We start from the raw sequence: 26,534 nt of genomic DNA on the forward strand, positions 1-26,534 counted from the left end.
TCCCTTCCCGGATACCCGATAGCAAGTACAGCATGAACGACTTGAAAGGGGGGATGCCATACAAGAAACGTGTATGGCTATGGCTGCTGCAAGAACGCAACAAAGTGATTAGACACCATGTCACCGAAAGCCCGCGATTTGGCAGGCTTCGCAAAAACACAGAAAAGAATCGGAGGAGAATTTCATGATGAAAAATTGGAAAAAAGTATTAGTTGCCGGCGCATTGACGCTATCTCTGGTAGGTACCGGTTATGCAGGACACGACCTGATCGCCGCACAGCACGTATCGGCCGCATCCGCCGCAACCAATGCGCCGGGACAAGAGAAGAAAGCCGCTGTCTCCCAATTGGATAAAATTATCGAGAGAGGCTACATCCGCGTGGGGATGACCGGGGACTACAAACCGTTTACATACTTGAACCCAAAAACGAATGAATACGAAGGTTATGACGTTGACGCCGCCAAAGAACTGGGTAAAGACCTTGGCGTAGAAGTTCGTTTCGTTAAAACGACGTGGTCTGACATGATGAAAGACCTGCAAGCGGACAAATTCGATATTGCCGCGGGCGGCGTAACCCGCAACACAGCCAGACAAAAAACCGCCTATGTTTCCCAAGGCTATGTAACTTTCGGTAAAGCGCCTTTGATCCGCGCCGAAGATAAGGACAAATACAAAACGCTGGAAGACATCAACAAGCCTTCGGTACGCATCGGCGTAAATCCGGGTGGAACCAACGAAGTATTCGTACGTCAGCACCTGACGAACGCGAAAGTAACCGTTGTGGAGAACAACCTGGACATCCCGCACCTGGTCGCTGACGGCACTTATGACGTGATGATTACCGACACGGTTGAAGCCATGACTTATGCCAAAGCGGATTCCAGACTGTATGCCGCATTGACGGACAAACCGTTCACCAAAAGCGAAAAAGGCTACATGATCCCGCGCGGCGATTTCGTATACGCCAGCTACCTGGAAATGTGGATGGACGAAATGAAGCTGCAAGGCAAATTCGACGCCCTCTACAAAAAATGGATGGAATAATCCTTTATTCGGATTATTGAATCAGCCTCCTCCGTGGACCCGCTTTAGCGGTCCCGGAGGTTTTTTTGTATAAGAAAACGCGGCTATTTCTTTCGCGGAAATGGCTTAACGACCGTTAGATCCCCGGCACCCGCATAGCCTGGCCGCCGCATAAGGCCTTTAAGAAGTTAATACCCCGCTTGTCCGTCGGATCTTTCTCGGCGAGGAAAAATGTGCTAAACTAGAGATCAACGAGTTAGTTATCTGTATAACTCAAAAAACAAAAGGAGGAGTTTCCGACGATGGCCAGGCCCAACATGGTAACGAAACAAGACCTCATTCATTCCGCCGAGCGGGTCATTCAGGAAAAGGGGCTCGATAAGCTCACCTTCAAAGCGGTTGCCGAAGGGGCCCATGTAACTCAAGGTACCGTTTATTATCACTTTAAAACGAAGGAACAATTACTGTTCGAGGTCGTGCAATCCCTTTGCGACCGATCCTGGGAGAACACGGAGCGAACGCAGTTAAACCAGGGTCATGCCAAGGAATCGATAGATCGACTTTTGGAAGGGGCGCTTCAACGCTGCACGCCCGACTCGATGTATCATACTTTATTTTACTCGCTGGTCGTCCTTAGCCTGCAAAACCCGCCGATGCGGGAGCGATTGAGCGAGCTGCTTCAAACAGAAAATGCCCATGTTACCGCACTGCTCGAGCGGCTTCTGCCCGGATCCGGTCTCACGGGCAAATCATTGGAGTACCGGGCCGTCATTATCAATGCGTTGATTGACGGACTGGCTCTCCAATCCTTGGTCAACCCGCAATTTCCGGCTCGGGAGATCTATAGCGAGCTGTCCCAAGTTCTTCTCGCCACGATCCCCGAGTCTACCAACAAAATTAACGAGTAGGAGGTACGTTTATGCGGTTCTATGCGTATTCCGGAATTCTGCTGTGGCTGGCCGCCACCCTTCTCTTCCGCTTCTGGGGAGGCGAGCTCATTCAGCCCGGCACGATCCTGATTTGGTTGTCTTTTGGCCTCATTATTCCAGGGATTCCTTTGCTCATGCTTGCTCTTTTCAGGTTTTGGGGCACGGCTCCCCAAGACCGTCCCAAAGCCGCTTTGCTAGTCGCCGTGCCCGGCATGCTGCTCGATTTGTTGACCCTAATGTTCCACGGTTACGTTTTCCCCGGCATTTCCGATGCGCATTTGCATCTCTTTTTTGTCTGGCTGATGTGGGCCTACGCACTGATCCTGCTGGCCGGACTGTATCTCTCGCGCCGGACGGCCAAAGCGGTTTAACGGCCCCGGGTCAGGCGAGGCCTTCTAACGCGGCGGAAACTACACCGATCTAGATCCAGAAGCGGGGCTTCTCTTCCGTCTCCAGCCTAGGCATGGGAGGCCAACTCCTGCTTCAAGCGATCCAACTGGCGGAGATGATGCCGGTAATGCATGGGGACGAGAGCAAACCACTCTCCGGCGGTTAAGACGCCAAAACGCGGATGCGCAACTCCCTGCCGCAGGGATGCGCCCGCGAGCGCCGGCTCGAGTTCCCCCATACGCACGACCACCCGGTTCAGCCCCTCCACCAAGGACTCCTTGCTCTCCGGCGCCTTGGGGGTATACTGCGGGGATGGCGGTACTTGGATCCGAATCGGCGGGAACTCGCCTTGAGCGAACACCGCGTTCCCTTCCTTCGTTAATCCGGCGGGCGCCAAGGCGGGATCCGCGGTTCCCCGCAGGCAAGTTTCGGCATTGGCCAAGTGCATATAGAGCGCCGATTGGATCAAATGCTGGTACATCTGTCCAAGCGACCAACCGCCATCCTCCGGTTTTTGAAGCAACTGCTCCATCGTGAATCCGTCCAGTTCACGGATGTAACCGTCGACCAGGGATTCGAAACGAAGCAGAATTTCTTTAGTAGAGTTCATATTCAAGTTCAAGAGAGATGCAGCTCCTTTAATTGAGATGATCCCACTATACAAAAGCGCTACTGACAGCAGTATGTCAGTAGCGCTTTAACAAGTTTTCGGCTTCCTCACGGACCCGCTTGCGCAGGGATTCCGGCTCCAGCACGACCACACCGGCTCCAAAACCCAGCAGCCAGGGCAGCAATTCCTCGGGTTGGCGGACCCGGAAGGTCACGTGGAGGCCGTCCGGCAGTTCTTCCTCCGCCTCCCAATAATAATTGCGGGATTCCCTTACCCTGTCGGCCGCTCCGGGGTTCACCCGGATTCGAATCCGCAGATTACGGTCGTCGGGCGGAGTATAGGCCTGCAGATTAAAATCGGACGGTTTCTGAAAAGAGTCCGGCTGCACGGTTAGCCCACTCATCCGGGAAACCCGAAAATGGCGGATTTCCCGCCGCAACTCGCAATAAGCAACCAGGGTCCAGGCCCCTTGGTTAAAAACGAGGCCATAAGGCGCGACCGTGCGCACACTTTGCCGTTTTCCGTCGGGGCCGGGGATTTTTTTCGAGTAGCCGAACCGAATCTTTCGCTCCTCCAACACCGCTCCGCGCAGCATTTCCACGTAGGCCTTCTCGGAATGAAGCCTTGCATACGCCCCCAATTGAGGCAGCTTCATCGTATCCCTGACCCGGGCCGCTTCGCTTCGCACCCGCTCCGGCAATATCGCCTCGATCTTCCGGCGCGACATCTCCGCCTTCGCCCCATATTCCGCGTCAAAGATGCGCTGGACCAGGTCCGTTCCCATGAGCAGCGCCACGGCTTCCTCCGCCGTAAAGCTAATCGGAGGGAGAAAGTAACCCTCCATCAAAGAGTATCCCCGACCCGGCGCCCCGACCAAAGGAACCCCCGCTTCGCTCAGCGCCTGAATGTCCCGGTAAATCGTCCGCACACTGGTTTCAAAGGTAGCCGCCAGGTCCTCGGCCCGGGTAACCTCCCTGCGCTGCAGCTCCATCAGGATCGCGAGCATCCGGTCCGTTTTATTCATGGCCTTGCCCCCCTTATAAATAAACAAACAAGTAAGTTCATTATACCGGAAGTCGAAACATCGGACCGTTCCTATTTTTCAAAATCTACAACCTCGAGCGAGTACAGCTTGGCGTCCGTCTTTTGGAGAAGCGCGCTCTCGCGTCCGTTCAAATGCCGCTCAAAAAAGGCGAGCGCCAGTTCATTCACCGTATCGTGCAGTTCCCGGGTATGTCCGCTGCCGAGGAGCGGAGAGTATAGCGGCGTATCGGAAAAGTCAAAATGATCGGCTTTGGGGAAAAGCACATTATAACCGCCGTTTTGCAGCAGCAAACGGTGCCTTTCCGCCTGCTCGCGGGCCATGGCGGCGTATTCCTCCACCGAGGGGAACGCGAAGGTTTGCTGACCGCCCCACTCGGCTTCCGTCAGACCCATTTTCTCAAACCGGTCCGTCAATCCGGTAAACATATACATAAAGGGCCGGTCCAGGCCGTTATCCAGTCTTTTTCCGTAAAGAAAGCCGTCCATATTGATCCCCGCCCGGATTCTGGGGTCTTCATCCATCGTTTGGGCCGCCACCGTGCCGCCAAAGGAATGCCCCATGATGCCGAGTCGGGAGAAGTCCATCCGACTGGCAAAATAGGGGGCCCCGCCCGATCCATCCTCTTTGCCGGCGCCCTGATTCAACAGCTCCAACCGATCTATGGCGAATCGCACATCCTTCACCAAAATTTGCCGGATTAGCTTCTCCGACAGCGCCCAATCCCCCGCAGCGCCGGCATCAAACATGCCGGCGGCAACCCGGCCGCCGGAAAGACGAGTCGGAAACAGGGTAAAGTAAGGATGCTGGATGCCCGCTACGATGTATCCCTGACTGGCCAACTCCTCCGCAAAAGTGGCATACATAAAATTCGAAGCCCCGTACCCCGGTGCAAATACGACGACCGGATAGGCCTCCTCCCTCGGGGATAGAGGCGCGTCCGGAAAGGCATGAGCCTTCGCGTTCCGGTTGGACTGGGCGATAATGTGAAACAGAAAAGGCGCCTCCCCCCGCTTTCCCCCGGGTACCGATGAGAAGCCGTAGTCGGCTTTGGCCGCGTCCCACGAAACTTGAGCCGGATACCAAAGGCGGACCTGAATCTCCCGGTGGTCGTCCCTTTCCGCGGTATACGTCTCCTCCCGGGAAGCGTCCTTCCAATGGAACGCGGTGGTACCGACCGCGTAAGGACCGCCTGGCGTATCCAATGAGATCGCGGGCAGCAAGGAACGCCCGACGTAAAAGCTTAGTCCGGCATACATCAGGCCTGCGATGCCCAACACCACCCGGAGACGGGCGCCTCTCCGCTTCTTTGGCGGCTCGGACTCCTCCTTGCGGTAGACCATAAAACCCAGGCGGCAAACGAGCACCAACAGCAAAGCATAAAACGGCCCCCACTTCCATTTCAGTCCGTCAATTCCCGCATGAGCGATCATAAGCCCTAACATAACCGTTAGACCGATCCAGGCCGATACCCGTTTCTCCCGCCATCGCATCCGTGCGGACGCCAGAAGAAAACCAATCCCTCCGACACCCGTCACAAATAACCCCCACTCCGCCCAAGACATGAACCGGTTCCTCCTCTCTATATTTTCCGAATACAGGGATCTTAGCAGCCAAATTTGAACAGACCATGAACGCCCCTGTCTCTCAAAAAGGCTCTTTTCCTCTCCCTTTAAGGTGTACCCGCCCCATTTCCCCTGCGTCTGTGGGGATGCCGTTCCTCCCGCACGTCCTTCACATATGGTAACAAGACGAGAGATTCTACTATCGATAGATAAGGGGTGCGATGCTATGGGAACCGGTAAAACCAACTCCGCGAAATCCGCGAAAACCCAAGGGGTTTCTGTAATTACCTGCACCAATCGGCGGAGCTACATGAACAGCCTGATCAAAAACTACCTGCGGCAGTCTTATCCGGCCAAAGAGCTGATCATCATCATTAATAAAAATAATATTCCGCTTGCGCCTTACGAAAAATTGGCCCGCAAACACCGGAATATATCCGTGTTCCGCTTGCCGGAGCAATCCACTCTCGGCGCTTGCCTGAACTTCGCCGTCCAAAAGGCCAGGTACCGCTACATCGCCAAGTTCGACGATGATGACTACTACGCCCCCTTCTATTTGACGGAAAGCCTTCAGGCTTTGCACAGAACCAAGGCGGATGTCATCGGCAAACGGGCCCACTATATGTATTTGCGCGGTTCCCGAACGCTCCTCCTGCGCTTTCCGCAGGACGAGAACCGCCCCGTGACCAAGCTTCCCGGAGCCACCCTGCTCATCAAAAAGGATGTTCTGAACAAGGTACCGTTTCCCAACCGGAGTGTGGGCGAGGATGACCTCTTTTGCCTGCGCAGCAAAAAACGCGGCTTCAAAGTCTATTCCGCAGGGAGATACAATTTCGTCGCCATCCGCCGGAAGAACTCGGCAAACCATACTTGGATCATCAGCGATAAAGAACTGCTTGCCCACCATCGAAAAATTCCGCATGTCCGCGATTACAAAAAGTATGTACAAAAGCCTCCGAGGGGGAGACGATCTTGAAGCGAGCGAGAGCGCCCCTGGCTGTCAGCCAAAACGCCGTTTCGATCATCACCTGCACCAAACGGCCGGAATGCCTGAAGACACTTTTTGAAAACTACGCCCGGCAAAAATACGCCAAAAAAGAGCTTATCATTATCTTAAACAATGACAAGCTCCGTATCGACAGTTATGTGGAGGCCGCGAAAGCCCACAAAAATGTGAGGGTCTATCGCAAACCGGGGCGGCTTCCGCTCGGGGCCTGCTTGAATTATGGCGTAAAGCTCGCCAGATACGGCCTCATCGCCAAATTTGACGACGACGATTATTACGCACCCGCGTATTTGGCGGACAGCGTCCGCACCATGTTAACCACTAAGGCCGATATCGTGGGCAAAAGAGCGCACTACATGTATCTCAGCGGAAAAAAGCGGCTGCTTTTGCGATACCCGAACAAGGCGAATCAGAAGGTTCCCCTTGTTCAGGGCGCGACCCTTCTCGTAAAGCGGAGCGTATTCGGACGGGGCGGCTTTCCCCGCTTGAATCGGGGGGAATGCGTCAAGTTTTGTGCGAACAGCCGCGCCAAGGGATATCGTATCTTCGCGGGAAGTCCCGCGAATTTTCTGGCTATTCGCCAGGAGCGTTCCAAAGGACACACGTGGAAGGTGAGCGATACGGCGCTGATGAGCCGAAACGCCAAGGTGCTTAAAGAGCGCCAGCCCCTTTCAGCCGCATTACGCACTGTCTCGCCACGCCACCGGTATCCGTAACTTGTATTTGGGCCAGGGGAGCGGGTCGAGGCCCAACGTGCGGCTGAGACTGGGACATTATCGGGAATTTCCCCCGTTAATGTTGACCCCTTCCACTCCCTCGGCCCTTTTAGCGGGAGTTCCTCCCGCTATTTCTGCCCAAATAGCGCGATTGGACCTCTGCGCCTCAAATTAACGGGAGGTTTTCCCGATAATTGCTGCCCGCGAGCCGACTGCCCCGGATTAACGGGAGATTTTCCCGTTAAATGCCCAAGCCCCTTCCTCTCACAGCCGCTTCGACTCAAAATGATTTTACCCATCGCCGGCAATTTGACGGTCACCCGGACTTCCGTTCCCGGCTGCAGCCCCCGGAGGATACCGTCTTCCACCTTCACGCCGCCGGTATATACTTTCGGCTCCTGTATGCCGGTTTCCCGCTTCACTCCAGGACATATAACCGACCGTAAAGTAAGGATAAACGCTCAGCTTCCGCTGCCGATCCGACAGGTTTTTAACCTTGAGGCGCCGAAGCTCGATCGGCTCTTCCTTCGGCAGGCTCAAGCTCATTTCGATCTCCACGCCCTTGCAGACCACCGTCCACTTGATCCGGCTCTTGCCCACGGCAAAAACATAGCGGTCCGCCGGGAACCGCACGGGCTCATAAGGCGCGGAAAACACTTCCCCGGTCTCCTCATCCTTTACATAGACAAAACGGCCCGGTGATGCGCATAATAAGGCTGTTCCGGCTGCATGAACTGGGCCACCGCATAACCGCGGCAGTTCAGATGGATCATCATGTTCTCATTCCATAGAAACCCCGAAGCCTTCGGGAGCAGCGTAGGGCTTAAAAATTCATAGTACTCCTGATCCTCTGTCGCTCTGAACATCGTCACACCTCTTTTCCGTGTAATGTGGAGGATGCAGGGGCGGCTTGCCCTCTTAGTTCATTACGCTTCTTCAAAAAGGCGTTCAATCGTTCCGAAAACAAAAGCATCGCCAGCGCGGAAAGCACGACATAAAACGGAAACATTCCCATCGTCGTCCGGGAAGCCACGAAACCGAGCAGCGGCGGCATAAATGTGCTGCCCGTGTAAGCCACGGCCATCTGATAACCCATGATGGTTTGGGCGTGTTTTTTTCCGAAGCGCACCGGGGTTTCGTGCAGCATGCAAGGATAAATCGGCGCGAGCCCCAGGCCGATAATCAGGAAGCCCGCCAGGGAAGCCCCTGCCGGTAGAGGCAGCACGAGCAGCGCGGCTCCGGCCAAGGCGATCGCCTGGCCTCCCCGGATCAAGGTCCGGTTGCTCAGCTTGAACGTAATGAATCCGGTAATAAACCTGCCGATCGTAATCCCCGCATAGTATATGGAAACCCATTGGGCGGCCAGGGAGGCGGACAACCCTTTTTCGTTAACCAAATAGCTGCTTCCCCACAGGCCTACCGTCGCTTCGACGCCGCAATAGAACAAAAAGGACACGAGGGCCAGCTTGACTCCCCCAATGCGGAGCGGGTTGTCGGGCGGCCGCCCATCGTCGTCTCCTTCCGGTGAACCCGCCGATTCTTCCTGCTTCCCGGCCGAATTGGCCCCGCCGCTCCGGGCCACGCGGTCCCAAAGGGGCAGCGTAAAGAGCAGGATGACGACCAACGCAAACTGAATGAGGGACACCGTCAAATAACCGTCTCTCCAAGTCGAAGTTCCTCCCGAGATGAACCCGGCCATAATGATCGGCCCCAGCGTGGCGCCAACGCCCCAAAAGCAGTGGAGCCAGCTCATATGGTGCGCCTTGTAATGGGCCGCCACGTAATTGTTCAGCCCGGCGTCGACGGAGCCCGCCCCAAGACCCAACGGAATCGTGCAGAGAATCACCCAGAACAGTGAAGGGGAGAGCGAGAATCCGAGCAAGGCCCCGGCCGTCATGAGGCAGCTGACCAGCGTCACTTTTCCCGTGCCAAACCGCTTCAGCACCGCCCCGCTCGCCAAACTGGACACGATCGTCCCCGCCGCGACAATCATAAACAGCATTCCCGCCGTATCCAAAGGGGCACGGAAATCCGGCCGCATGACGGGCCAGGCGGCCCCCAGCAAAGAGTCCGGCAGCCCCAGGCTGATAAAAGCCAGATAAATAATAATCAAGAAAAACGTAGCCATATCTATTCTCCTATACTCCTATTCCATGAATTAATCGACGCCCACCGTCGAGATCATCAGGCTCAGCCCCAAATGCTGCAGCCCGTTCAAGTAGTCCCGCTTCCAATCGCTCATCACCAGGCCGGGCAGATGCTCTTCGGGAATATAGGCGGCACTGCGGGCCGCGATTTTCGTAAGCAGGGCCTCGTCGACCTCGTTATCGCAAAACACCACCGTATGCGGGTTCACGATCGCCGCGCAGGTGGCGATCAGCCGTCCAACCGCATCCACGCCGACTTCCCCCAGTCTCGAGCGGTCCGGCCCTTTGGCCTGCCGCAAAGCCTGTTCGAAGTTACGATCCTCATATTGAGGAATGAAAGAAACCTCCCCGGAAAAAAACGTGCTCCCGCGCACCACTTCTCCATTGATGAGAATGCCCGCGCCGGGGCCGTTTTGGCCGAAATAAATGTAAACGAGCGATACGGGACCCTCCCGTCCATCGCCGCCGAGTTTGCTGTGGTATCCCAGTGCGGCGGCGTTCATGTCGTTCTCCACAACCGCAGGCAGCGCGAAGCGGGACTCCAGATACGCCTTCAGTTCGAACTGCTGAAGCCGGTCAAAGTCCGGTATGTAAATAATCCGGCCGTTGTTGACCGAGCCCGGCACGCCGACCGACAGCGAGCGGATTCGGGGATGCGCGTTCAGAATAACGTCCACCCGGTCCGCAAAGGCCGACATATCTTCCGTCAGCGCGCTCGGGAGCCGCCCCTGATCCTTCACTTCTCCTTGGCAGTTATAGACGGTGTAGAACGTATCCTCTTTTTCCAGAATCACCGCCAGCCCCAGCATATACTCGGGATTATAGGCAAAGCGTTTTGCCCTTCGTCCGCCGCTGGATTCGTCGATGCCGACAAAAAGAAGCTCCCCCTCCTTTTCCATGGAATCCAGAAATTTGCCGATCGTCGGAAAACTGATCCCCAGCTTGCCGCTCAGCTCCTTCTTTGTTGCGCTCCCCCTCGTCAAAAGAGCCCCGCGGATCGCTCCGAGAATCACCTTTTTCATCTCCTTGGGGGTGGCGGGCTTGTCATTCAAGAGATCAACCTCCCGTTCCACGACTGTATAAGTTAGGACTTATTAAACATGTTTAATAAGTTTGGTTCGATCGTATCATAATCCCGTGATTCGGAAAAGTCCCATTCCAAAAAAAAGAAACCCGGCGTCCTGGTGACGGGGGTTCCTTTTGTGGTCATCAAAAAAATTGGTTAGCATGGTGCTGCCTATTTAAGACTTTTCGCCTCGGCGTAGCTGGCTGAATCCGGCACCCCGCAATTTCCCTAACCGCCCGCCGAAGTAGCAGTCTTTTGGGCCGCTATTTCGCGTTTTAAAGCTTGCAGGCATCCCCCGGTAACTTGAAAGCTATCCGGCGAAAGGTCCTCCTATTCTCTTTGGCCGGATCACTCCGCCGCAGATCGCTCCTCCACCTGCTCCTTCGCCTGTTCCTTGGTCAGGAACCAGCCGGCTACGCCGATCACGATCAGCACGATGTAGAAAATCAGCTTCCAAAGGGTCGAGTGAGCAAATTCATGCGAAATAATTCCCACTTCCTCATGCCCCAGCGTCAAAACCGCCAGCTTCACGCCGACCCAGCCCACGATGGCGAACGCGGCAATTTCCAGGCCCGGCCGGGAGTGCAGCAGCTTCACGAATAAATTGGCGGCAAACCGCATGATAACCAGCCCGATGAAGCCTCCTAAGAACACAACGATGAATTTGCCCCCGTCCATGCCGCCGATCGAAGGAAGCTGCGTGTTGGGAAGCGTCATGGCCAGCGCCACGGCCGCCAAAATCGAATCGATCGCAAACGCGATATCCGCCAGCTCCACTTTAAGAACGGTAGCCCAGAACCCGGATTGCTTCTTCTCCCCCTCGACCTTGTCGTTCTTCCTGTTTTTAAACGCCAATTTTCTTACGATGTGGTTGATACTGATGAACAACAAGTACAGCGCGCCGATGGCCTGAATCTGCCACACGTCCACCAGAAACGAGATGACGAACAAGGAAGCCAAACGAAACACGAACGCGCCCAGCAGCCCGTAAAAAAGCGCCTTTTTGCGCTCCGCTTCGGGAAGATGCTTGACCATAATCGCCAGCACCAGCGCGTTATCCGCCGCAAGCAATCCCTCCAGTACGACCAGAAGCAGCAGTACCCAGCCGTATTCCAACAACATCGACAGTTCCATATCAGTTCCCTCTCTCCCATTTTTATAGTAAAAAAATAAAAGACCTTTGCCTTCCGCGGCAAAGGTCCATAAAACAAGAAAAGACCTTTACCTCATAGCGGGCAAAGGTCTTGCTAACAACGTCAATCATTCATCGTTGCCAACAAAGCCGGGAGATTGAAGCCTCCGAAATGACGGCAATGTTGTAAAAGCTACTCCCCTTTAGGAGAACTATTTGGTTTAATTTTAATATAAGTGATTTACTGGGGATTGTCAAAGGCCTGAGGATCATATTCGCTCAATTTCCCCTCATAGATCAGTCGAAGAGATTCGCTCTGCCGGAAGTCATCCGGCGTCACCAGCGCGGGCAGCTTATTCCAGAGCTTGATCCCCGAGCGCTCCAAAATTTCCGCGACAAACTGCGAGCAAAAATAAGAATTACTGAATTCGACGGGCTCCTGAAGCGCGATGCCGATGACCCCGAGAATATTGTACAAATACTTTTGCCGCTTCCGTATGAAAAGTTGCAGCACCCGTTTCATCTTCTCGACTTCGCGGTCCGATACTTTAAGCTCATAGATGACGCAGGTCGTGTTCGGATATTTGCTGAAGGTGCCCGTCTTGATGTCTTCCTTGACGAACCCGCCGTTCAACGGATTGTTCGGGTTCTTCCTCCCGAAGCTGTAAAGCTCCGAAAGCTCCCGGTTAAAGGAAATCGACGCATGATTATAGGGTGCCCGGGTGTAGCCTTTGATCATCTTGGTGAAAAGCGTTCCCGTATTCGTCAGCAAAATGTAAACCGACCGATTCCGTTCCTCTGCCATTTACGAAATTTCCCCTTATCAAGTTTGAACTATTCCTTCATAATAACATAGGATCCCTATTAAGGAATCCCGGGCCCTCAGCAGGGCAAGGAGGATTAATCTGATGAATAGCTCGCTGATTACACTTCTGGTGATTTTTATGGTTTTAACCGCTATACATGTCATTTACTACGTCCAGTCCAAGCGCCGCTCCGGGCAAGAAGATTATGAGGCTATCGGCCTTCGCCTCCGGGACTGGTGGGGCATGTTTCTGGTGCTGTGCCTCGCCACGCAGTTCAATGCGGTCGTTTCACTGCTGTCGCTGATGGTGCTGGCCTTTTTTGCGCTAAAAGAGTACTTCTCGATGATCCGGTCGAGAAAGGCCGACCGCCGGATTTTTCTGTGGGCGTATCTGTCGATTCCGGTACAGTTCTATTGGATCTACACCGATTGGTACGGGATGTTTATCGTGTTTATTCCGGTGTACGTCTTCCTCTTTCTCCCGCTCCCGCGCCTGATCAACAAGGGGACCGTCGGTTTTGTACGCAGCGTCAGCCGCGTGCAGTGGGGCCTCATGCTGATGGTGTTTGGCCTCAGCCATCTGGCCTATTTCCGGTATGCCACGCCGGAGTATGGAGCGGGGTTGGTACTGTTCCTCGTCGTTCTGACACAGCTCAATGATATTATTCATTACCTGGCCTCGATGTACTTCGGCAAAAGAAAAGTCGTCCCGACCGCGAACCCCAATCTGACCTGGGAGGGCTTCGTCTGCGCGTTTGTCGCCACCACGGCCGCTTCCTTTTTGATCCACCCTTACCTGACGCCGCTGACCCTGAAGACCAGCCTCTTTTTCGGCATGTTAATCAGCCTGAGCGGCTTTTTCGGCAGCCTGACCATCTCCGTGCTCAAGCGGGATCTGCTGATCGGCGACGACGACAAATCCCACGCCCTGAGAAAAAGCTACCTCGGCCTGGTCGACAGCCTCACCTACACCTCGCCGGTGTTCCTGCATGTGATGCGGTACTTTTTTGATTTCATGTAAGCAAGGCTTCTCTCCCCGATCCGGAAAAACGCTTGCGAGCTTTTGCCCGCAAAGTTTGTTATATCCCCCCTATGGATACAATAAATACCGCACCTTTCTCTATGTTGGATTCTGAAGGAGGTAGTGGGGGGATATGACCTACAAAATATCCAAGTACCAACTGTTCACGATTACTTTCATTTTTCAATTAGGAACGACCATTATTTTTGGATTCGGCGGCTTGGCCGGTAGGGATGCGTGGATCAGCAACCTGGTTTCATTAGGTCTTGGCTTTTGCGTGATTTGGATATATACCACTTTGGCGCGCATGAACCCGGGGTTATCCCTGGTCGAATGGTTTCCCGCCCAACTGGGCCGCTGGATCGGGACACTGATTGCGCTGCTGTACCCGCTCATGTATTTGTATCTTGTAGGCCGAATTATTGCGGATGTGAGAGATATGGTTTCAACCACCATCTTGCCAGGAGCGCCGCCCATTGTATTTACGGGGTTATTTGCCATTGTTATCGCCTATTGCGCCTTTGGCGGCATTGAGATTGTCGCGCGGTTGGGGGAATTAATTTTTCCCGTCGTCATCCTTATGTTCATTACGGAGACAATCCTGCTCATCGGGTCGGATGTATTGCATTTCGATTATATCCAACCGGTGTTGGAGGAGGGATGGGGTCCCATCTGGAAGGTGGTTTATCCAAACGGGATCACCCAGCCGTTTGGGGAAACCCTTGCCTTAGCCATGTTCTGGCCGGATGTACGAAACCGGGATAAGGTTGCAAAAAGCACCTTTCTCGCCACTTTATTGGCCGGACTGATGATCACCTGTTTTGATTTTTTGGCGGTTCTGGTTTATGGAGATTTGTTTTCGCGTTTTCTCTATCCGCTTTACACCCTACTGAGTATGATCAGCATAGGAAAATTCATCGAGAACTTGCAGATGTTCGGAGTTCTATATTTTTTCGCGACGGCTTTAATAAAGAGCACGATCAACATACTCGCGGCGCTCAAAGGCATCCAGCAGCTGAAGAAGATGAAAAATTACCGCGCGCTTGTCATCCCGGCTGCCGCCATCGCCTTGTTCCTGGGAATGACCATGTCGAAAAACATCGCCGAGCATATCTATTACCAGCATTTTAAAATATTGGTTCCTTATTTCTGGGTCCCGCTGTTTTTGGTCCTGCCGGCGCTGCTGCTTATTGTAACGTGGATCCGGCAAAAGGCGCTAAAAAAGTGATCCGTTTATTTTTGGATGCTGTCTTCTTCCAGTTGCAGCGATGCTCCCGTTACGCCGATCCGCCGGATCGACAAATCCGCTTTGACGGAAATCTCGACCTCACGGAACTCTTTGTTCCAGTTGTTCTTTAAGGTTTTCCAGCGGGATAAGTGTTTCCGGTGGATGGTTTCGCCAAATCCGAAAACATCTGCCCCAAACTCTTTTTGGACCTTCTGAATGGTTCGCAGAACTTGCTCTTCAATGTGTTTCTCCAGCGCCTCTTTAACGAGTGCAATATGACGGGTTTGCGTGAGATCCAGACCGGTGTTGTTTTCGCGTATCATACCTTGTCCAGTTAACTTGACCCGGATTTTAACTTTATCGTTTTCAAACATCGGCTGAATCTTGCTGCCTATTTTGTTCATATCCATACTGACGTAGCCGTCATCTTCCGGTATGTTTGCCGTAACCACCAGTTTTCTTAGTTGCCCTTTAATCCACCGCAGCGTTCGGCCCTCGGGCACGTTCAAGAACCCGAGCAATTTCAGATCCTTGTTAAAAATCCCGGTTCCGGCAATATGGAACCCATTCGCATTGGAGTCATCTTGCTGCTCATCCCCTCCTTGCGCGGACGGGTCAAAACCGATCGCAATGACCGGCAAGGCCACACAGCTACCTTCACTGGCCGCGGAAATCATCAAGTTAATTAACCCCATTTCCTGCATCGTCCCGGTCTGGTCATATTCTTGTAAAGCCCCGAGGCCGGGGATTTTCTCCAGTGGGTAGGAAACCTCCAGAAAATTTTTGGCGGTTCCGCCTCGGACGATAAATACATCGCTTCTCAACTTGAGATTCGGATCCCGGGTATACGTATCCAAAATATTTTTGATGCCTTTTCTAGCGAGCGGTTCTCCAATCACGATGATCCGCCGGTGGCCGCGGAACACTTGCCGCGAAAGCTTGGTTTGCATTTGCTGGACCGCATCCAGCGTGTCCCTTCCGATGCCGTTCACAACGAAATAGGATTTGCCCTGGCCCCCTCCGCTTCCGCCGCCTTGTCCCTGTACACTGCTGATTTGCGACGGGATGATCACTTGCGCGCTTATCAGAACCCCCTTGTTTTTTGCTTCGTCGATGCCCCATGCCAGCTCAAGGGCAAGCTCGTCGACCTCCGAACTACCCCAACACCCCGTCGTTAAAAATAAAGGCAGCATGGTCAGCAAAATCAAACAACTCGTTCGTCTCCGGTTCATCTTTCCTCTCTCCCTCGTCTTGGACCCGGCCGCTGACCTTGCGGCACGCGCTTTTGGTTCGCCCCGGAGCTGAGCGGGGGACGGTCGGTCATGCTCCATCTGGGCGCACGGATGAGAACATTTTTCAAACTTCCGGGAATTTGCGGGGCCATCGGACTCATGTAAGGAATCCCAAATGAACGAAGGCCGAGGAGATGGATGGCTATGATAAAAACGCCCGCAATGACCCCGTATAAGCCCAGGATCCCAGCCAAAATCAAAACGGGAAAGCGGAGCATCCGGTACGCCGTCCCGAGATTATATCGCGGTATGGCAAATGAGGAAATACCCGTTGTAGCTACGATAATCACGACCGTGGCCGATACGATGCCGGCCTGTACGGCGGCTTGCCCGATCACAAGAGCCCCTACGATACTGACGGCCGAACCGATCGTTTTCGGCAGACGGATACCCGCTTCGCGAAGGCCTTCAAACATAAACTCCATCAGTATGACCTCGACAACCGTAGGAAACGGGACGCCTTCCCTGGCCGCGGCGATGCTGATGAGCAAATCGGTAGGAATAAGCTGCTGATGAAAGGTGGAAAGCGAGACGTACAAAGACGGAAGCAACAGAGAAATATTTAATAGGGAATAGCGAATGAGGCGAACGAAAGTCGTATAAAGAAACCGTTCGTAATAATCCTCCACCGCCTGTAATCCGGACCAAAAGGTCATCGGAACGATCAGCACAAACGGAGTGTTGTCGACGAGAATGCCGACCTTGCCTTCAAGCAGGCTGGAACAGACGACATCGGGCCGCTCCGTGTTTTGAATCTGGGGAAACGGGGACCAAGGCACATCTTCAATGAATTCTTCGATATAGCCCGATTCCAGTACCCCGTCAATTTGAATGCGCCGAATTCTGCGGCGGACTTCCTCCAGAACCGAATCCGAGACGACACCTTCCAGGTAGGCAATGACGACATCGGTCCGGGTGAATTCACCTATGGCGAGCGATTCCATTTTGAGCTTTTCACTGCGGATGCGTCGGCGGATCAGGCTGGTGTTGGTTCGCAACGTTTCCGTGAATCCATCCCGCGGTCCGCGGACGGACAGTTCGGCGGTCGGTTCTTCGATCGCCCGTTTTTCGAATCCGCTAAGATCGGTGAGCAACGCCTTATTCTCTCCATCTGTCAAAACGGCGATATTGGCTTTCAGAATCCCTTCGACGACCTCACTGACCCGATGAGCCGTCTTTACCTGGGCTATCGCCAGAAGTTGTTCTTCGATAAGGGCTCCTGGCAAATCGGCACTCTCCGTCCCGAGCGGCAGGCCTTCGAACATCATCGGCTTTAGTACGACCTGATCCAGTATATTGGCGTTCACCAGCCCATCGAAGTAAATCAGAAGCAGGCGAGGTTGTCCATGAATCGTAACCGAACGGAACACGATATCGGAACAGTCGGCAAAGATTTGCTTAAACACCTGTTCATTTGCGGAGACAGCGGCAGCGAGCGAATCCGCCTGATCGTCTCGGGCAGGTGCGCTCTGATTCTTTGTCGGCTCCGCTTTGCTTAAGGATCTCAACAACTTAAGGATGTCCATCTTTCCGCTCCTATCTCGTAATGATGTATATTATTCCGGTTCAAAAGCGGATCATGCAAAATGATGGTTTTTTCCAGAGTCTGTCTCTATCGTGCACCCTATAACATGTTATATTATCTAACATAAAAGTAAACTCAAACTACCGAATACGCTATTATTTTAAATTTATATGTCATCAATATTGACATTTAAATCATTTGAATTTATATTGAGCTTATTAGACTTCCAGGTCTATCCCCACAACGACCGTGGCCGGATAGACCCCCCTCATCATTTACAACAAAATAAGCAGAGTCAGCCACAAGGGCGTGGCTGCGCATGGCAATGGGGCCGATAAACGGGAATCGCATTCTTCATCAGGATGCGGGTTTCGGGTGTCGGTCTCTTTTTGCTTTTAAACACCTAACTGAGGAGGGAATGTAAATTAACATAACATTATGGATAGAAGGCAGCAGGATTCATGCAACCCACTGAATTGGAAAAAGGAGGATGTTCACCATGGATGCAAAAAGCTTTCGCAAAGCCGGCCATTTCCCGAGTTTACTTTCTTCATTTCTGTACTTTGATGTCAGCTTTATGATTTGGGTGCTGTGCGGAGCGCTGGCGCTCTTCATCACGAAGGACTTCGGCCTTTCGGATACGCAAAAAGCGGCGATGGTCGCCATTCCCATCCTCGGCGGCTCGATCTTCCGCATCCCGATGGGCATCCTGGCGGACCGCATCGGCAGCAAAAAGGCCGGCCTGATCGGCATGTCCCTGACCCTGATCCCCCTGATCTGGGGCTGGCTCGGCGGAAGCAGCCTGCTGGAGATGCAGATGATCGGCTTTCTGCTCGGCTTCGCCGGGGCCAGCTTCGCCGTATCGCTGTCCTTGGCCAGCCGCTGGTATCCGCCGCAATACCAGGGGCTGGCGATGGGCATCGCGGGCGCCGGCAACAGCGGCACGGCGCTCGCGACCTTTTTCGGGCCGCAGATCGCCGAGGCTTACGGCTGGCACAGCGTATTCGGCTTTGCGTTGATCCCGCTGGTGGCCGTGATGATCGCCTACACCCTTATGGCGAAAGACGCGCCGGGCCGCCCCGCGCCCAAGCCGCTCAAGAGTTATCTCGGCGTCTTTAAGTATCCCGACACCTGGTGGTTTTCGATTTTCTACGCGATCACCTTCGGCGGGTTCGTCGGCTTCGCCAACTATGCGAGCATTTTCTTTTACGACGTCTATGGCGACCATGTACACCCCGGCGGTCTGACCAAAATTCAGGTCGGCTATCTCGTGACCATCACCGTGATCGCCGGCAGCTTCTTCCGACCCTTGGGCGGATGGATCGCCGACAAAATCGGCGGCATGCGGCTTCTGCTCGTACTCTACAGCGTCATTGCCGCCAGCGCCTTTGCCATCGCCACCATGCCGGATTCTTTTGTGGTTATGCTGATCTACACCAGCATCATGATGGCCTGCCTCGGCATGGGGAACGGCTCGGTATTTCAGATTATTCCGCAGCGGTTCTCCAGCGAAATCGGGGTGATCACCGGCATCGTCGGCGCCGCCGGGGGCTTGGGCGGCTATCTGCTCCCGACGTACGTCCTCGGTCCGCTCAAGCAGTCGACAGGCTCCCAGGTAGCCGGATTTTTGGTCGTCGGCTCGATCGTGCTGCTCACGACGCTTGTTTTTTACGCGGTAACCCGGTCCTGGAAAAAAACCTGGGCCAAAGCGGAATCCGGCGTCCAGTTCTAGACCTAGTGCCCCATCAGCCATCGCAGTAGGAGAAAATGGGAATTCTCTGCTTCAGGAGTAAGGTACTCCATAAGCACGCAGTCTCGAGCACACAGAACATCTCAATCCAAGTCCGCAATTTCCCTAGCCGCCCGCTGTAATAGCGGTCTTATGGCCGCTATTTCGGCCCGACTCGGCCTCACGGGGATAATAGCGGTCAAAAAAGGCCTTATTTCCCTGTTGCGGGCACCGAAATCAGGGTTTGGCCTGCTTTTTCCCAAAATAAGACCCTAAAAAGCACTGAAGTTGCATCAAACCTGACAGGGTGCTGCTTATTTTGAAACTTGTCGCCTCGGTGTGGCGAGTTGGATCCGGCGCCCCCATTTCCCTAACCTCCGTCGCATGAGCAGCCTTGCAAGAAAGACGAAATTAACGCTAACGGTTGCCTCAGCCGTTATTTGTCCTGAAAACGCCGACTTCCCATTCTAACGGTCGCCACGGCGCCTATTTTCGCATAAACAGGCTGTTAAGGCGAGAATCCAGGGGAATAACGGCGCTCACAACCGTTAGAATTTCGAAAGGGCTACTTTTCGTTAAATAGCGGCTGCTACAGCCGTTAGACTCCTCTCAGGCGTTAGTACCAGCCGGAAAGCCTGACCTTTTGCAGGAATTTATACTTAGGGCCCCCATTTTTAACCATATTCTTCTTTCATGTTAGGGTAGTGTATCGTTAGTGCCTAAAAAGCCGTTATTTCACACCGCCCAGCCGAATCCGGCAAAATAGCGTCGTAAAAGGCCTTTATCTACCTGCCCGGCTGTCAAAGGGAAGCGGGCTCCGCCGAAAAGGATAAGGTGTTGGCCTAGAATGGCAGGAGTCTGAAAAGTTTTGTTCCAAACAGAAGAAAAGATACAGTTGTGCAGGAATTCTATGTAAAACAAGGTTGTCTGATGAAGCACTAGTATAGTATTTCAATCTCAATCCAATCGGCGGGAGGTGAACTCGGATGACCACGAAACAAGTGAAAAGCGTGTGCCCTTACTGCGGGGTCGGGTGCGGAATGGTGCTGGAAGTCTCCGGCGGCCGTGTCGTCAAAGTCTCCGGCGACCGGGAGCATCCGGCCAACTTCGGCCGGCTCTGCACCAAAGGCGCCACCTCTGCTGAAGCCCTGGCGGAGTCCGGCCGTATGGAGCAGGCCTATCTCCGCCCTTCCCGGGAGGCCGCCCCCGTGAAGACGGGGATGGATGAGGCCATCCGCGAAACCGCCCGGCGGCTCCGCGGCGTGCTGGAAAAGCACGGGCCCGACGCCCTCTCCTTCTACGTGTCGGGGCAAATGTCGCTGGAGGCCCAATATTTGATCAACAAGCTGGCCAAAGGCTTCATCCGGACCCGGCACATCGAATCGAACTCGCGCCTTTGCATGGCGAGCGCGGGCAGCGGCTACAAGCTCTCGCTGGGAGCGGACGGGCCGCCGGGGTCGTACCGGGATATCGATCAGGCGGAGCTGTTCTTCGTCATCGGGGCCAATATGGCCGACTGCCACCCGATCCTGTTCCTGCGCCTGATGGACCGGGTCAAAGCGGGAGCGCGGCTGATCGTCGTCGATCCCCGGCGGACGGCGACCGCGGATAAGGCGCATCTTTATTTGCCGGTCCGGCCCGGGACCGACCTGGCTCTGCTGAACGGGCTGCTGCATCTGCTCGTCCAAAACGGCCGCACGGATCCGGAATTCATATCCGCGCATACGACCGGCTTTGAGCAAATCCCGGAATTTATGGACGATTACCCGCCCGCCAGGGTGGCGGAAATCACAGGCATCCCCGAAGCGGATATCCGCACCGCAGCCGACTGGATCGGCGAATCGCGCGAGTGGATGACCTGCTGGACCATGGGCCTTAACCAGAGCACGCACGGCACCTGGCACACGAACGCGATCTGCAATCTGCATCTCGCCACCGGCGCCATCTGCCGTCCGGGAAGCGGCCCCTTCTCCCTCACCGGCCAGCCCAATGCCATGGGCGGACGGGAGATGGGTTATATGGGGCCGGGGCTGCCCGGTCAGCGTTCCTTGCTGGAAGAGGCGGACCGCCGATTTGTGGAGAAGCTCTGGCAGATCCCTGCCGGAACGCTTCGCACCGAGACCGGCGGCGGCACGGTCTCCATGTTCGAAAGCATGAAGTCCGGCGAAATCAAAGCCTGCTGGATCATTTGCACCAACCCGGTCGCCTCCGTCCCCAACCGCAAAACCGTGATCGCGGGTCTCGAAGCGGCCGAACTGGTCATTGCGCAGGACGCTTTTCTGGAGACCGAAACGAACCGCTATGCGGACATCCTGCTGCCCGGCGCGCTGTGGGCCGAAGGCGAAGGGGTGATGGTCAACTCCGAGCGGAATCTGACTTTAATGCAAAAGGCCGTCGAACCGCCCGGGGAAGCTCTCCCGGACTGGCGGATCATCGCCGCGGTCGCGTGCGAGATGGGCTACGCCGACGCCTTCACCTACGCCTCCTCGGAGGAGGTGTACCGGGAAATCCAACAGGCGTGGAACCCGAAAACGGGCTACGACCTGCGGGGCGCCACTTACGAACGGCTGCGGGAAGCGCCCGTGCAGTGGCCGAGCGCGCCGGGCGAGGCCAGCCGCCGGAGCCCGATCCGCTACCTGAACGGGCGGGCGAAGACGGCATCGGCTGTCGCCCCGGACCCGCAGCAGCGCCAATCTCCCGGCGAACCGCGGATCCTTTTTCCTACCGCGGACGGGAAGGCCGTGTTTTGGGCACGGCCCTATATGCCCCCGGCGGAACTGCCGGATGAGGAGTACCCGTATGTGCTTAACTCGGGCCGGCTCCAGCACCAATGGCACACGCTGACCAAGACGGGGAAAGTCCCCAAGCTGATGAAGCTGAATCCCGGGCCGTTCCTGGAGATTCACCCCGCCGACGCGGCGCGGCTGAACATCCGGGATGGGGACCGGGTGAACATCGCCTCCCGGCGGGGTCGCGCGGTCCTGCCTGCCGTCGTGACCGACCGGGTGCGCGTGGGAACCTGCTTCGCCCCGTTCCACTGGAACGACCTGTTCGGCCCCGATCTTGCCGTCAACGATCTCACCAGCGATGCGGTGGATCCCCTCTCCCTGCAGCCTGAGCTGAAATACTGCGCCGTCGCGCTGGAGAAGGCGGCCGAGCCGCGGCAAGCGGTGGAGGAGACGCCGCCGAATCACCAACCCTATCGGAAGGAGGCCGAACCGATGGCACAACAACAACAATTGCAACTGGAGCAGTTGGAGGCGCTCACCCATGTGCTGGGCCTTCCCCACCCGCTGACCGACTTGACGCTCGACCCGCACGAGCAGGCTTATTTGTCGGGCTTTCTGACCAGCCTGCGGAGCGGGGATGCCCGGGCGGTGCCCGCCGTCCCGGTGCTCCCGCCGACCGCGCCGCTTCCGCCCGCCAAACGCTATTGGGTCGACGGGCTGCTGGCCGGCATGTTCTCCCGGGTTCCTCTGCCGGAAGCGGAGAAGCCCCAATTCCCGCCCGTCACCATCCTCTGGGCGTCCCAAACCGGGAACGCGGAAGGCGCCGCCCTGCACTGCGCCCAACAGCTAAAAAAAGCCGGCCATTCCGTCAGGCTCGCCAGCATGAGCGAGTATCCGGTGGCCGAATTGGCCGGCGAACACTTTGTACTGTTCATCGCCAGTACGTTTGGCGATGGGGACCCGCCGGACAATGGGGAAAGCTTTTTTCGCGCCTTGAAGAGCGGGAACGCCCCCTCGCTGCCTGAATTGCAGTTTGCCGTGCTTGCGTTCGGGGATTCCAGCTTCGAGCGTTTCTGCGGCTTCGGGCAGGACCTGGACGACCGCCTGGCGGAGCTCGGGGGACGACGGCTGCTCAGCTGTATGCGCTGCGACACGGATTACCGGGAACAGGCCGAGGCCTGGGCAGATGCGGTTGTGGAGCGGTTAAGCGATGGAAACGGGGCCCTCGGAGATGCCGAATCCCCGAGCCCTCGTGTTTTTGCCGCCGCTGCCCCTGCCGTTGTCTCTCCCGCCAGTCCCCGCCTCACCGCCGCCGCAGGCATGGCGGCGGCTACGCTGGCGACCGCGGCAGCCACAGCCGTCGCCCCCCATCCGGATGAGCGCGGGGCGGGCGAATCCGGCCGGGATCGGCCGGTGTCTTCACGGCTTCTTTTTAACCGGCTCCTGAACCGGCCCGGCTCCGAAAAAGAAACCCGCCACTACGCCTTCGATCTCCGCCGAACCGGGCTGGCGTACGAGGCCGGCGACGCGTTGGGCGTTTGGCCCGCCAACGACCCGAACCTGGCGGAAAGGCTCCTCGGTGCGTTGAGGCTCGATCCTTTGGCCCCGGTACACGTCAAGGACCAAGGCACGCTCCCGCTCGCCGAAGCGCTGCGACACCACTACGAGATCACCCGGATCAACAGAGAGTTGCTCCAGTTTATTCAAGAGCGCATACGGGCCGAAGTCTTGGGGGATCTGCTGCAGGAGAGCCATCGGGACAAATTCAAGGCCTGGCTGTGGGGCCGGCAGTTGGTCGATGTGCTGGAGGAGTTCCCCGTCTCTCTCACCCCGGCGGAGTTGACCGGGCTGCTCAAGCCGTTGCAGCCCCGGCTCTATTCCATCGCCTCCAGCCCGAAGCTGCACCCGGAAGAGGTGCATATTACCGTCTCCACCGTACGGTATGAGCATCGGGGTCAAGTTCGCAAAGGGGTCTGCTCCACTTTTTTGGCCGACCTCGCCAAGCCCGGGATGGGTATCCCGGTTTTCATCCAACAAAACCGCCACTTCCGCCTCCCGGATGATCCCCGTGCGCCGATGATCATGGTCGGCTCGGGCACCGGGATCGCCCCCTTCCGCGGCTTCCTGCAGGAACGCCGGGCAGCCGGGGCCCCGGGCAGGAACTGGCTGATTTTCGGGGAACAGCGGGAGGCGTGCGATTTTTACTTCCGGGAGGAGTTGGAAGCCTTCCGGAAGGACGGATATCTGCACCGTCTCGATACGGCGTTTTCCCGCGATCAGGCGGACAAAATCTACGTCCAGCACCGCCTGCTTGAGCAGGGTGCCGAGCTTTGGGCATGGCTGCAAGAAGGCGCCCGCTTCTATGTTTGCGGAGACGCCGGCCGCATGGCCAAAGAGGTCGATGCCGCCCTCCGGACCGTGATCCGGGACCATGGCGGACTGGACGAAGACGCCGCGGACGCCTATGTATCCGACATGAAGCGAAACAAGCGCTATGCCAAAGATGTGTACTGAGTCTGCCGTAAATATCCCTCACAAGATTTTTCGGGCCGTTCCCGCGAACGGTCCTTTTCCGGTCCTCCCGGGAAGGAAATGCCCCCGCTAAAGCGAATGGAAATAGGAGATGGCAGTGAATAAACCTGGAAAGGCGGATATCCATGATTCGATCGAGTATTCTTAGCGACGGGATGGTTCTTCAGCGGGGCGACAAAGTGAACATCTGGGGAAAAACGGACCGGGCGCAAACCGTGAAGCTTTCTTTTCTCGGCAAAACCTACAGCGCGCAAACCGACTCCGATGGGGGGTGGAGCGTCGTTCTGGAGGATTTGGTGGCGGGCGGCCCCTTTGAAATGGTCATTACCGCGGGCGAAGAACAGCGCGTCCTCCGCGATATTTTAATCGGTGAGGTTTGGGTGCTTGGCGGCCAGTCCAATATGGAGCTGCCGGTACGGAGAACGCTGGACCTGCTGGCGGACGAGATTGCGGACGTCCATCTCCCCTGGATTCGGCAGTTCGCCGTTCCGCAAACGTACGATTTTCATGGCCCGCGGGACCCTTTGACGGAGGGTCATTGGGTTTCCGCCGTCTCCGAGGACGTGTTGGACTTTAGTGCAGCCGGGTTCTTTTTCGCCAAAGCCTTATATGAAAAATATAACGTCCCCGTCGGCCTCATTCTCACGGCGGTGGGCGGTACCCCGGTCGAGGCCTGGATCAGCGAGCCGACGCTGAGGCGGCTGGGCGGCTATGACGTCCTTTTGGATCAGAATAAAGACGATCAATTTGTAACCGCTGTCAAGAAAAAAGATGAACAACGCAGCGCCCGGTGGTTTGAACGCCTGAACGCGTCCGATGCGGGACTCCGTGAGGACTGGTACCGCGATGACCGGGCTGCGGGAGAATGGGGGACATTGACGCTGCCCGGTTCCTGGGCGGAGCTCGGCCTCGAATCCATGCGGGGCGCAGTATGGTTCAGGAAAGAATTCGATCTCCCCGCATCCCTCGCCCCGGAGACAGAGGAAGCTTTTTTGAAGCTCGGCACCATCGTGGATGCCGATGAGACGTTTATCAACGGGACGCGGATCGGGAGTACCGGATATAAATATCCACCGCGCCGGTATCCGGTTCCCGCCGGGCTGTTGAAGCCGGGTAAAAACACGCTCGCCGTGCGCGTCATCAGCACGCAGAACACCGGGGAATTCATCCGGGATATGCCCTATGAGCTGAGGGTCGGCGGGTACAAGCTGGACCTGACGGGCGCGTGGGAATACCGGGTCGGTGCGGTCGCCGGAAACCTGGAGTCCCAGACCTTTTTTCAATATATGCCCGCGGGGGTTTATAACGGGATGATTCATCCGCTGCGGAATTACCGGATTCGAGGAGTCGCCTGGTACCAAGGGGAATCGAACACGGAGCGCCCGGCGGGGTACCATAAGCTGTTCCGGGCTTTGGTTGAGGATTGGCGGCGGCTGTGGGGATTCGACGAGTTTCCCTTCATCTTCACGCAGCTGGCCAATTTCGGAACCGACGATGGGGACGCCCCGGCCAACTGGCCCGTGCTTCGGGAGGAGCAAAGAAAATCTTTGGAGATTCCGGTTACGGCGATGGCGGTAACGATCGATATCGGAGAATACAACGACCTGCACCCCCAGGATAAAAAGACGCTGGGGCAACGGCTCGCCCTATGCGCCGCCAAAATCGCCTATCGCGACGAACGGATCGTGCATAGCGGTCCGCTTTATGCGGGCATGGACCGCGCCGGAGATACTCTCCGGCTGCATTTCGACCACGTCGGCGGCGGTCTCGCCATACGCGGCCGGGACACGGAACTGCGGGGATTCAGCCTGCGCGGAACGGATGGTGTTTTTGTCCCCGCACAAGCGGAGATCTCCGGCAGCACTGTTGTGGTGAGGCACGAGAGTGTCCCGGTACCGGTTCATGCCCGCTACGCCTGGTCCAATAACCCGGCGGACGCCAATCTGGTGAACCGGGAAGGGCTCCCGGCCTCGCCGTTCACCACGGAAGAGTAAGACGCGGATATCCGTGCATACCGGCGTCACAGGAGTGTAATGGCTACTCACT

General features: G+C 55.9%; 19 protein-coding genes and 1 pseudogene. 10 read left to right on the plus strand and 10 right to left on the minus strand.

Annotated elements, in window-relative coordinates; translation table 11 throughout:
* Positions 1-184: 184 nt before the first annotated feature.
* The 3 genes from V4U84_RS05400 to V4U84_RS05410 all read left to right on the plus strand — a co-directional run bounded on the left by V4U84_RS05400 (position 185) and on the right by V4U84_RS05410 (position 2,324).
* The gene (locus V4U84_RS05400) at positions 185-1,045 is read left to right on the plus strand and encodes a transporter substrate-binding domain-containing protein (RefSeq protein ID WP_334072435.1); all 861 of its coding nucleotides are present in this window, start codon (positions 185-187) and stop codon (positions 1,043-1,045) included.
* 281 nt (positions 1,046-1,326) lie between these two features.
* On the plus strand, positions 1,327-1,932 hold the full coding sequence (locus V4U84_RS05405) for a TetR/AcrR family transcriptional regulator (protein WP_334076864.1): 606 nt from the start codon (positions 1,327-1,329) through the stop codon (positions 1,930-1,932).
* Positions 1,933-1,943: 11 nt separating this feature from the next.
* On the plus strand, positions 1,944-2,324 hold the full coding sequence (locus V4U84_RS05410) for a DUF5367 family protein (RefSeq protein WP_334072437.1): 381 nt from the start codon (positions 1,944-1,946) through the stop codon (positions 2,322-2,324).
* An 86-nt stretch (positions 2,325-2,410) separates the two neighbouring features.
* On the opposite strand, the gene V4U84_RS05415 is transcribed toward V4U84_RS05410, so the two are convergent.
* From V4U84_RS05415 to V4U84_RS05425, 3 genes are all read right to left on the minus strand, one after another.
* Positions 2,411-2,953, minus strand: coding sequence for a DinB family protein (locus V4U84_RS05415; RefSeq protein ID WP_334072438.1), 543 nt, complete (start codon positions 2,951-2,953; stop codon positions 2,411-2,413).
* Between the two features lie 76 nt (positions 2,954-3,029).
* On the minus strand, positions 3,030-3,977 hold the full coding sequence (locus V4U84_RS05420) for a helix-turn-helix transcriptional regulator (protein ID WP_334072439.1): 948 nt from the start codon (positions 3,975-3,977) through the stop codon (positions 3,030-3,032).
* Positions 3,978-4,048: 71 nt separating this feature from the next.
* Positions 4,049-5,560, minus strand: coding sequence for an alpha/beta hydrolase family protein (locus V4U84_RS05425; protein WP_334072440.1), 1,512 nt, complete (start codon positions 5,558-5,560; stop codon positions 4,049-4,051).
* 226 nt (positions 5,561-5,786) lie between these two features.
* Between V4U84_RS05425 and V4U84_RS05430 the strand changes: the two genes are divergently transcribed.
* Positions 5,787-6,536, plus strand: coding sequence for a glycosyltransferase family 2 protein (locus tag V4U84_RS05430; RefSeq protein ID WP_334072441.1), 750 nt, complete (start codon positions 5,787-5,789; stop codon positions 6,534-6,536).
* The gene (locus tag V4U84_RS05435) at positions 6,533-7,282 is read left to right on the plus strand and encodes a glycosyltransferase family 2 protein (protein WP_334072442.1); all 750 of its coding nucleotides are present in this window, start codon (positions 6,533-6,535) and stop codon (positions 7,280-7,282) included. The genes V4U84_RS05430 and V4U84_RS05435 overlap by 4 nt, the downstream gene beginning before the upstream one ends.
* 423 nt (positions 7,283-7,705) lie before the next feature.
* Here V4U84_RS05435 and V4U84_RS05440 read toward each other — a convergent pair.
* From V4U84_RS05440 to V4U84_RS05460, 5 genes and pseudogenes are all read right to left on the minus strand, one after another.
* Positions 7,706-8,148, minus strand: a pseudogene (locus V4U84_RS05440) (GH36-type glycosyl hydrolase domain-containing protein); the annotation flags it as partial.
* 2 nt (positions 8,149-8,150) lie between these two features.
* Positions 8,151-9,410 carry an MFS transporter gene (locus tag V4U84_RS05445; RefSeq protein ID WP_334072443.1) on the minus strand — a complete coding sequence of 420 codons (1,260 nt, stop codon included), beginning with the start codon at positions 9,408-9,410 and terminating at the stop codon, positions 8,151-8,153.
* A 30-nt stretch (positions 9,411-9,440) separates the two neighbouring features.
* Positions 9,441-10,481, minus strand: a complete 1,041-nt coding sequence (locus V4U84_RS05450) for an ROK family transcriptional regulator (protein WP_334076865.1) — start codon at positions 10,479-10,481, stop codon at positions 9,441-9,443.
* 362 nt (positions 10,482-10,843) lie between these two features.
* Positions 10,844-11,629: a TerC family protein gene (locus V4U84_RS05455; RefSeq protein ID WP_334072445.1), complete on the minus strand. Its 786-nt coding sequence runs from the start codon at positions 11,627-11,629 to the stop codon at positions 10,844-10,846.
* Between the two features lie 239 nt (positions 11,630-11,868).
* Positions 11,869-12,432 carry a hypothetical protein gene (locus V4U84_RS05460; RefSeq protein WP_334072446.1) on the minus strand — a complete coding sequence of 188 codons (564 nt, stop codon included), beginning with the start codon at positions 12,430-12,432 and terminating at the stop codon, positions 11,869-11,871.
* 103 nt (positions 12,433-12,535) lie between these two features.
* On the opposite strand from V4U84_RS05460, the gene V4U84_RS05465 reads away from it, so the two are divergent.
* Both V4U84_RS05465 and V4U84_RS05470 read left to right on the plus strand, forming a co-directional pair.
* Positions 12,536-13,453 carry a phosphatidate cytidylyltransferase gene (locus tag V4U84_RS05465; protein WP_334072447.1) on the plus strand — a complete coding sequence of 306 codons (918 nt, stop codon included), beginning with the start codon at positions 12,536-12,538 and terminating at the stop codon, positions 13,451-13,453.
* A gap of 133 nt (positions 13,454-13,586) precedes the next feature.
* Positions 13,587-14,681 carry a GerAB/ArcD/ProY family transporter gene (locus V4U84_RS05470; protein ID WP_334076866.1) on the plus strand — a complete coding sequence of 365 codons (1,095 nt, stop codon included), beginning with the start codon at positions 13,587-13,589 and terminating at the stop codon, positions 14,679-14,681.
* 5 nt (positions 14,682-14,686) lie between these two features.
* On the opposite strand, the gene V4U84_RS05475 is transcribed toward V4U84_RS05470, so the two are convergent.
* Both V4U84_RS05475 and V4U84_RS05480 read right to left on the minus strand, forming a co-directional pair.
* A complete protein-coding gene (locus V4U84_RS05475; RefSeq protein ID WP_334072449.1) occupies positions 14,687-15,913 on the minus strand; it encodes a Ger(x)C family spore germination protein in 1,227 nt (408 codons plus the stop codon).
* Positions 15,910-17,499 (minus strand): spore germination protein, encoded by a 1,590-nt coding sequence (locus V4U84_RS05480; protein WP_334072450.1) that lies wholly within the window; start codon positions 17,497-17,499, stop codon positions 15,910-15,912. The genes V4U84_RS05475 and V4U84_RS05480 overlap by 4 nt, the downstream gene beginning before the upstream one ends.
* A 498-nt stretch (positions 17,500-17,997) precedes the next feature.
* On the opposite strand from V4U84_RS05480, the gene V4U84_RS05485 reads away from it, so the two are divergent.
* From V4U84_RS05485 to V4U84_RS05495, 3 genes are all read left to right on the plus strand, one after another.
* Complete coding sequence (locus tag V4U84_RS05485) at positions 17,998-19,230, plus strand: nitrate/nitrite transporter (RefSeq protein ID WP_334072451.1); 1,233 nt, start codon at positions 17,998-18,000, stop codon at positions 19,228-19,230.
* A 983-nt stretch (positions 19,231-20,213) separates the two neighbouring features.
* Entirely contained in the window at positions 20,214-24,470 is a 4,257-nt protein-coding gene (locus V4U84_RS05490) for a sulfite reductase subunit alpha (RefSeq protein WP_334076867.1), read from the plus strand.
* Positions 24,471-24,613: 143 nt separating this feature from the next.
* Positions 24,614-26,482 carry a sialate O-acetylesterase gene (locus V4U84_RS05495; RefSeq protein ID WP_334076868.1) on the plus strand — a complete coding sequence of 623 codons (1,869 nt, stop codon included), beginning with the start codon at positions 24,614-24,616 and terminating at the stop codon, positions 26,480-26,482.
* The last annotated feature ends 52 nt before the right edge of the window (positions 26,483-26,534 follow it).

The organism is Paenibacillus sanfengchensis, assembly GCF_036864765.1.
GTDB lineage: Bacteria > Bacillota > Bacilli > Paenibacillales > Paenibacillaceae > Fontibacillus > Fontibacillus sanfengchensis.

Coding starts and splice junctions, on each gene's coding strand:
- V4U84_RS05400 (WP_334072435.1), top strand. CDS start 185: ATGATGAAAAATTGGAAAAAAGTATTAGTTGCCGGCGCATTGACGCTA.
- V4U84_RS05405 (WP_334076864.1), top strand. CDS start 1,327: ATGGCCAGGCCCAACATGGTAACGAAACAAGACCTCATTCATTCCGCC.
- V4U84_RS05410 (WP_334072437.1), top strand. CDS start 1,944: ATGCGGTTCTATGCGTATTCCGGAATTCTGCTGTGGCTGGCCGCCACC.
- V4U84_RS05415 (WP_334072438.1), bottom strand. CDS start 2,953: ATGAACTCTACTAAAGAAATTCTGCTTCGTTTCGAATCCCTGGTCGAC.
- V4U84_RS05420 (WP_334072439.1), bottom strand. CDS start 3,977: ATGAATAAAACGGACCGGATGCTCGCGATCCTGATGGAGCTGCAGCGC.
- V4U84_RS05425 (WP_334072440.1), bottom strand. CDS start 5,560: ATGTCTTGGGCGGAGTGGGGGTTATTTGTGACGGGTGTCGGAGGGATT.
- V4U84_RS05430 (WP_334072441.1), top strand. CDS start 5,787: ATGGGAACCGGTAAAACCAACTCCGCGAAATCCGCGAAAACCCAAGGG.
- V4U84_RS05445 (WP_334072443.1), bottom strand. CDS start 9,410: ATGGCTACGTTTTTCTTGATTATTATTTATCTGGCTTTTATCAGCCTG.
- V4U84_RS05455 (WP_334072445.1), bottom strand. CDS start 11,629: ATGGAACTGTCGATGTTGTTGGAATACGGCTGGGTACTGCTGCTTCTG.
- V4U84_RS05460 (WP_334072446.1), bottom strand. CDS start 12,432: ATGGCAGAGGAACGGAATCGGTCGGTTTACATTTTGCTGACGAATACG.
- V4U84_RS05465 (WP_334072447.1), top strand. CDS start 12,536: ATGAATAGCTCGCTGATTACACTTCTGGTGATTTTTATGGTTTTAACC.
- V4U84_RS05470 (WP_334076866.1), top strand. CDS start 13,587: ATGACCTACAAAATATCCAAGTACCAACTGTTCACGATTACTTTCATT.
- V4U84_RS05475 (WP_334072449.1), bottom strand. CDS start 15,913: ATGAACCGGAGACGAACGAGTTGTTTGATTTTGCTGACCATGCTGCCT.
- V4U84_RS05480 (WP_334072450.1), bottom strand. CDS start 17,499: ATGGACATCCTTAAGTTGTTGAGATCCTTAAGCAAAGCGGAGCCGACA.
- V4U84_RS05485 (WP_334072451.1), top strand. CDS start 17,998: ATGGATGCAAAAAGCTTTCGCAAAGCCGGCCATTTCCCGAGTTTACTT.
- V4U84_RS05490 (WP_334076867.1), top strand. CDS start 20,214: ATGACCACGAAACAAGTGAAAAGCGTGTGCCCTTACTGCGGGGTCGGG.
- V4U84_RS05495 (WP_334076868.1), top strand. CDS start 24,614: ATGATTCGATCGAGTATTCTTAGCGACGGGATGGTTCTTCAGCGGGGC.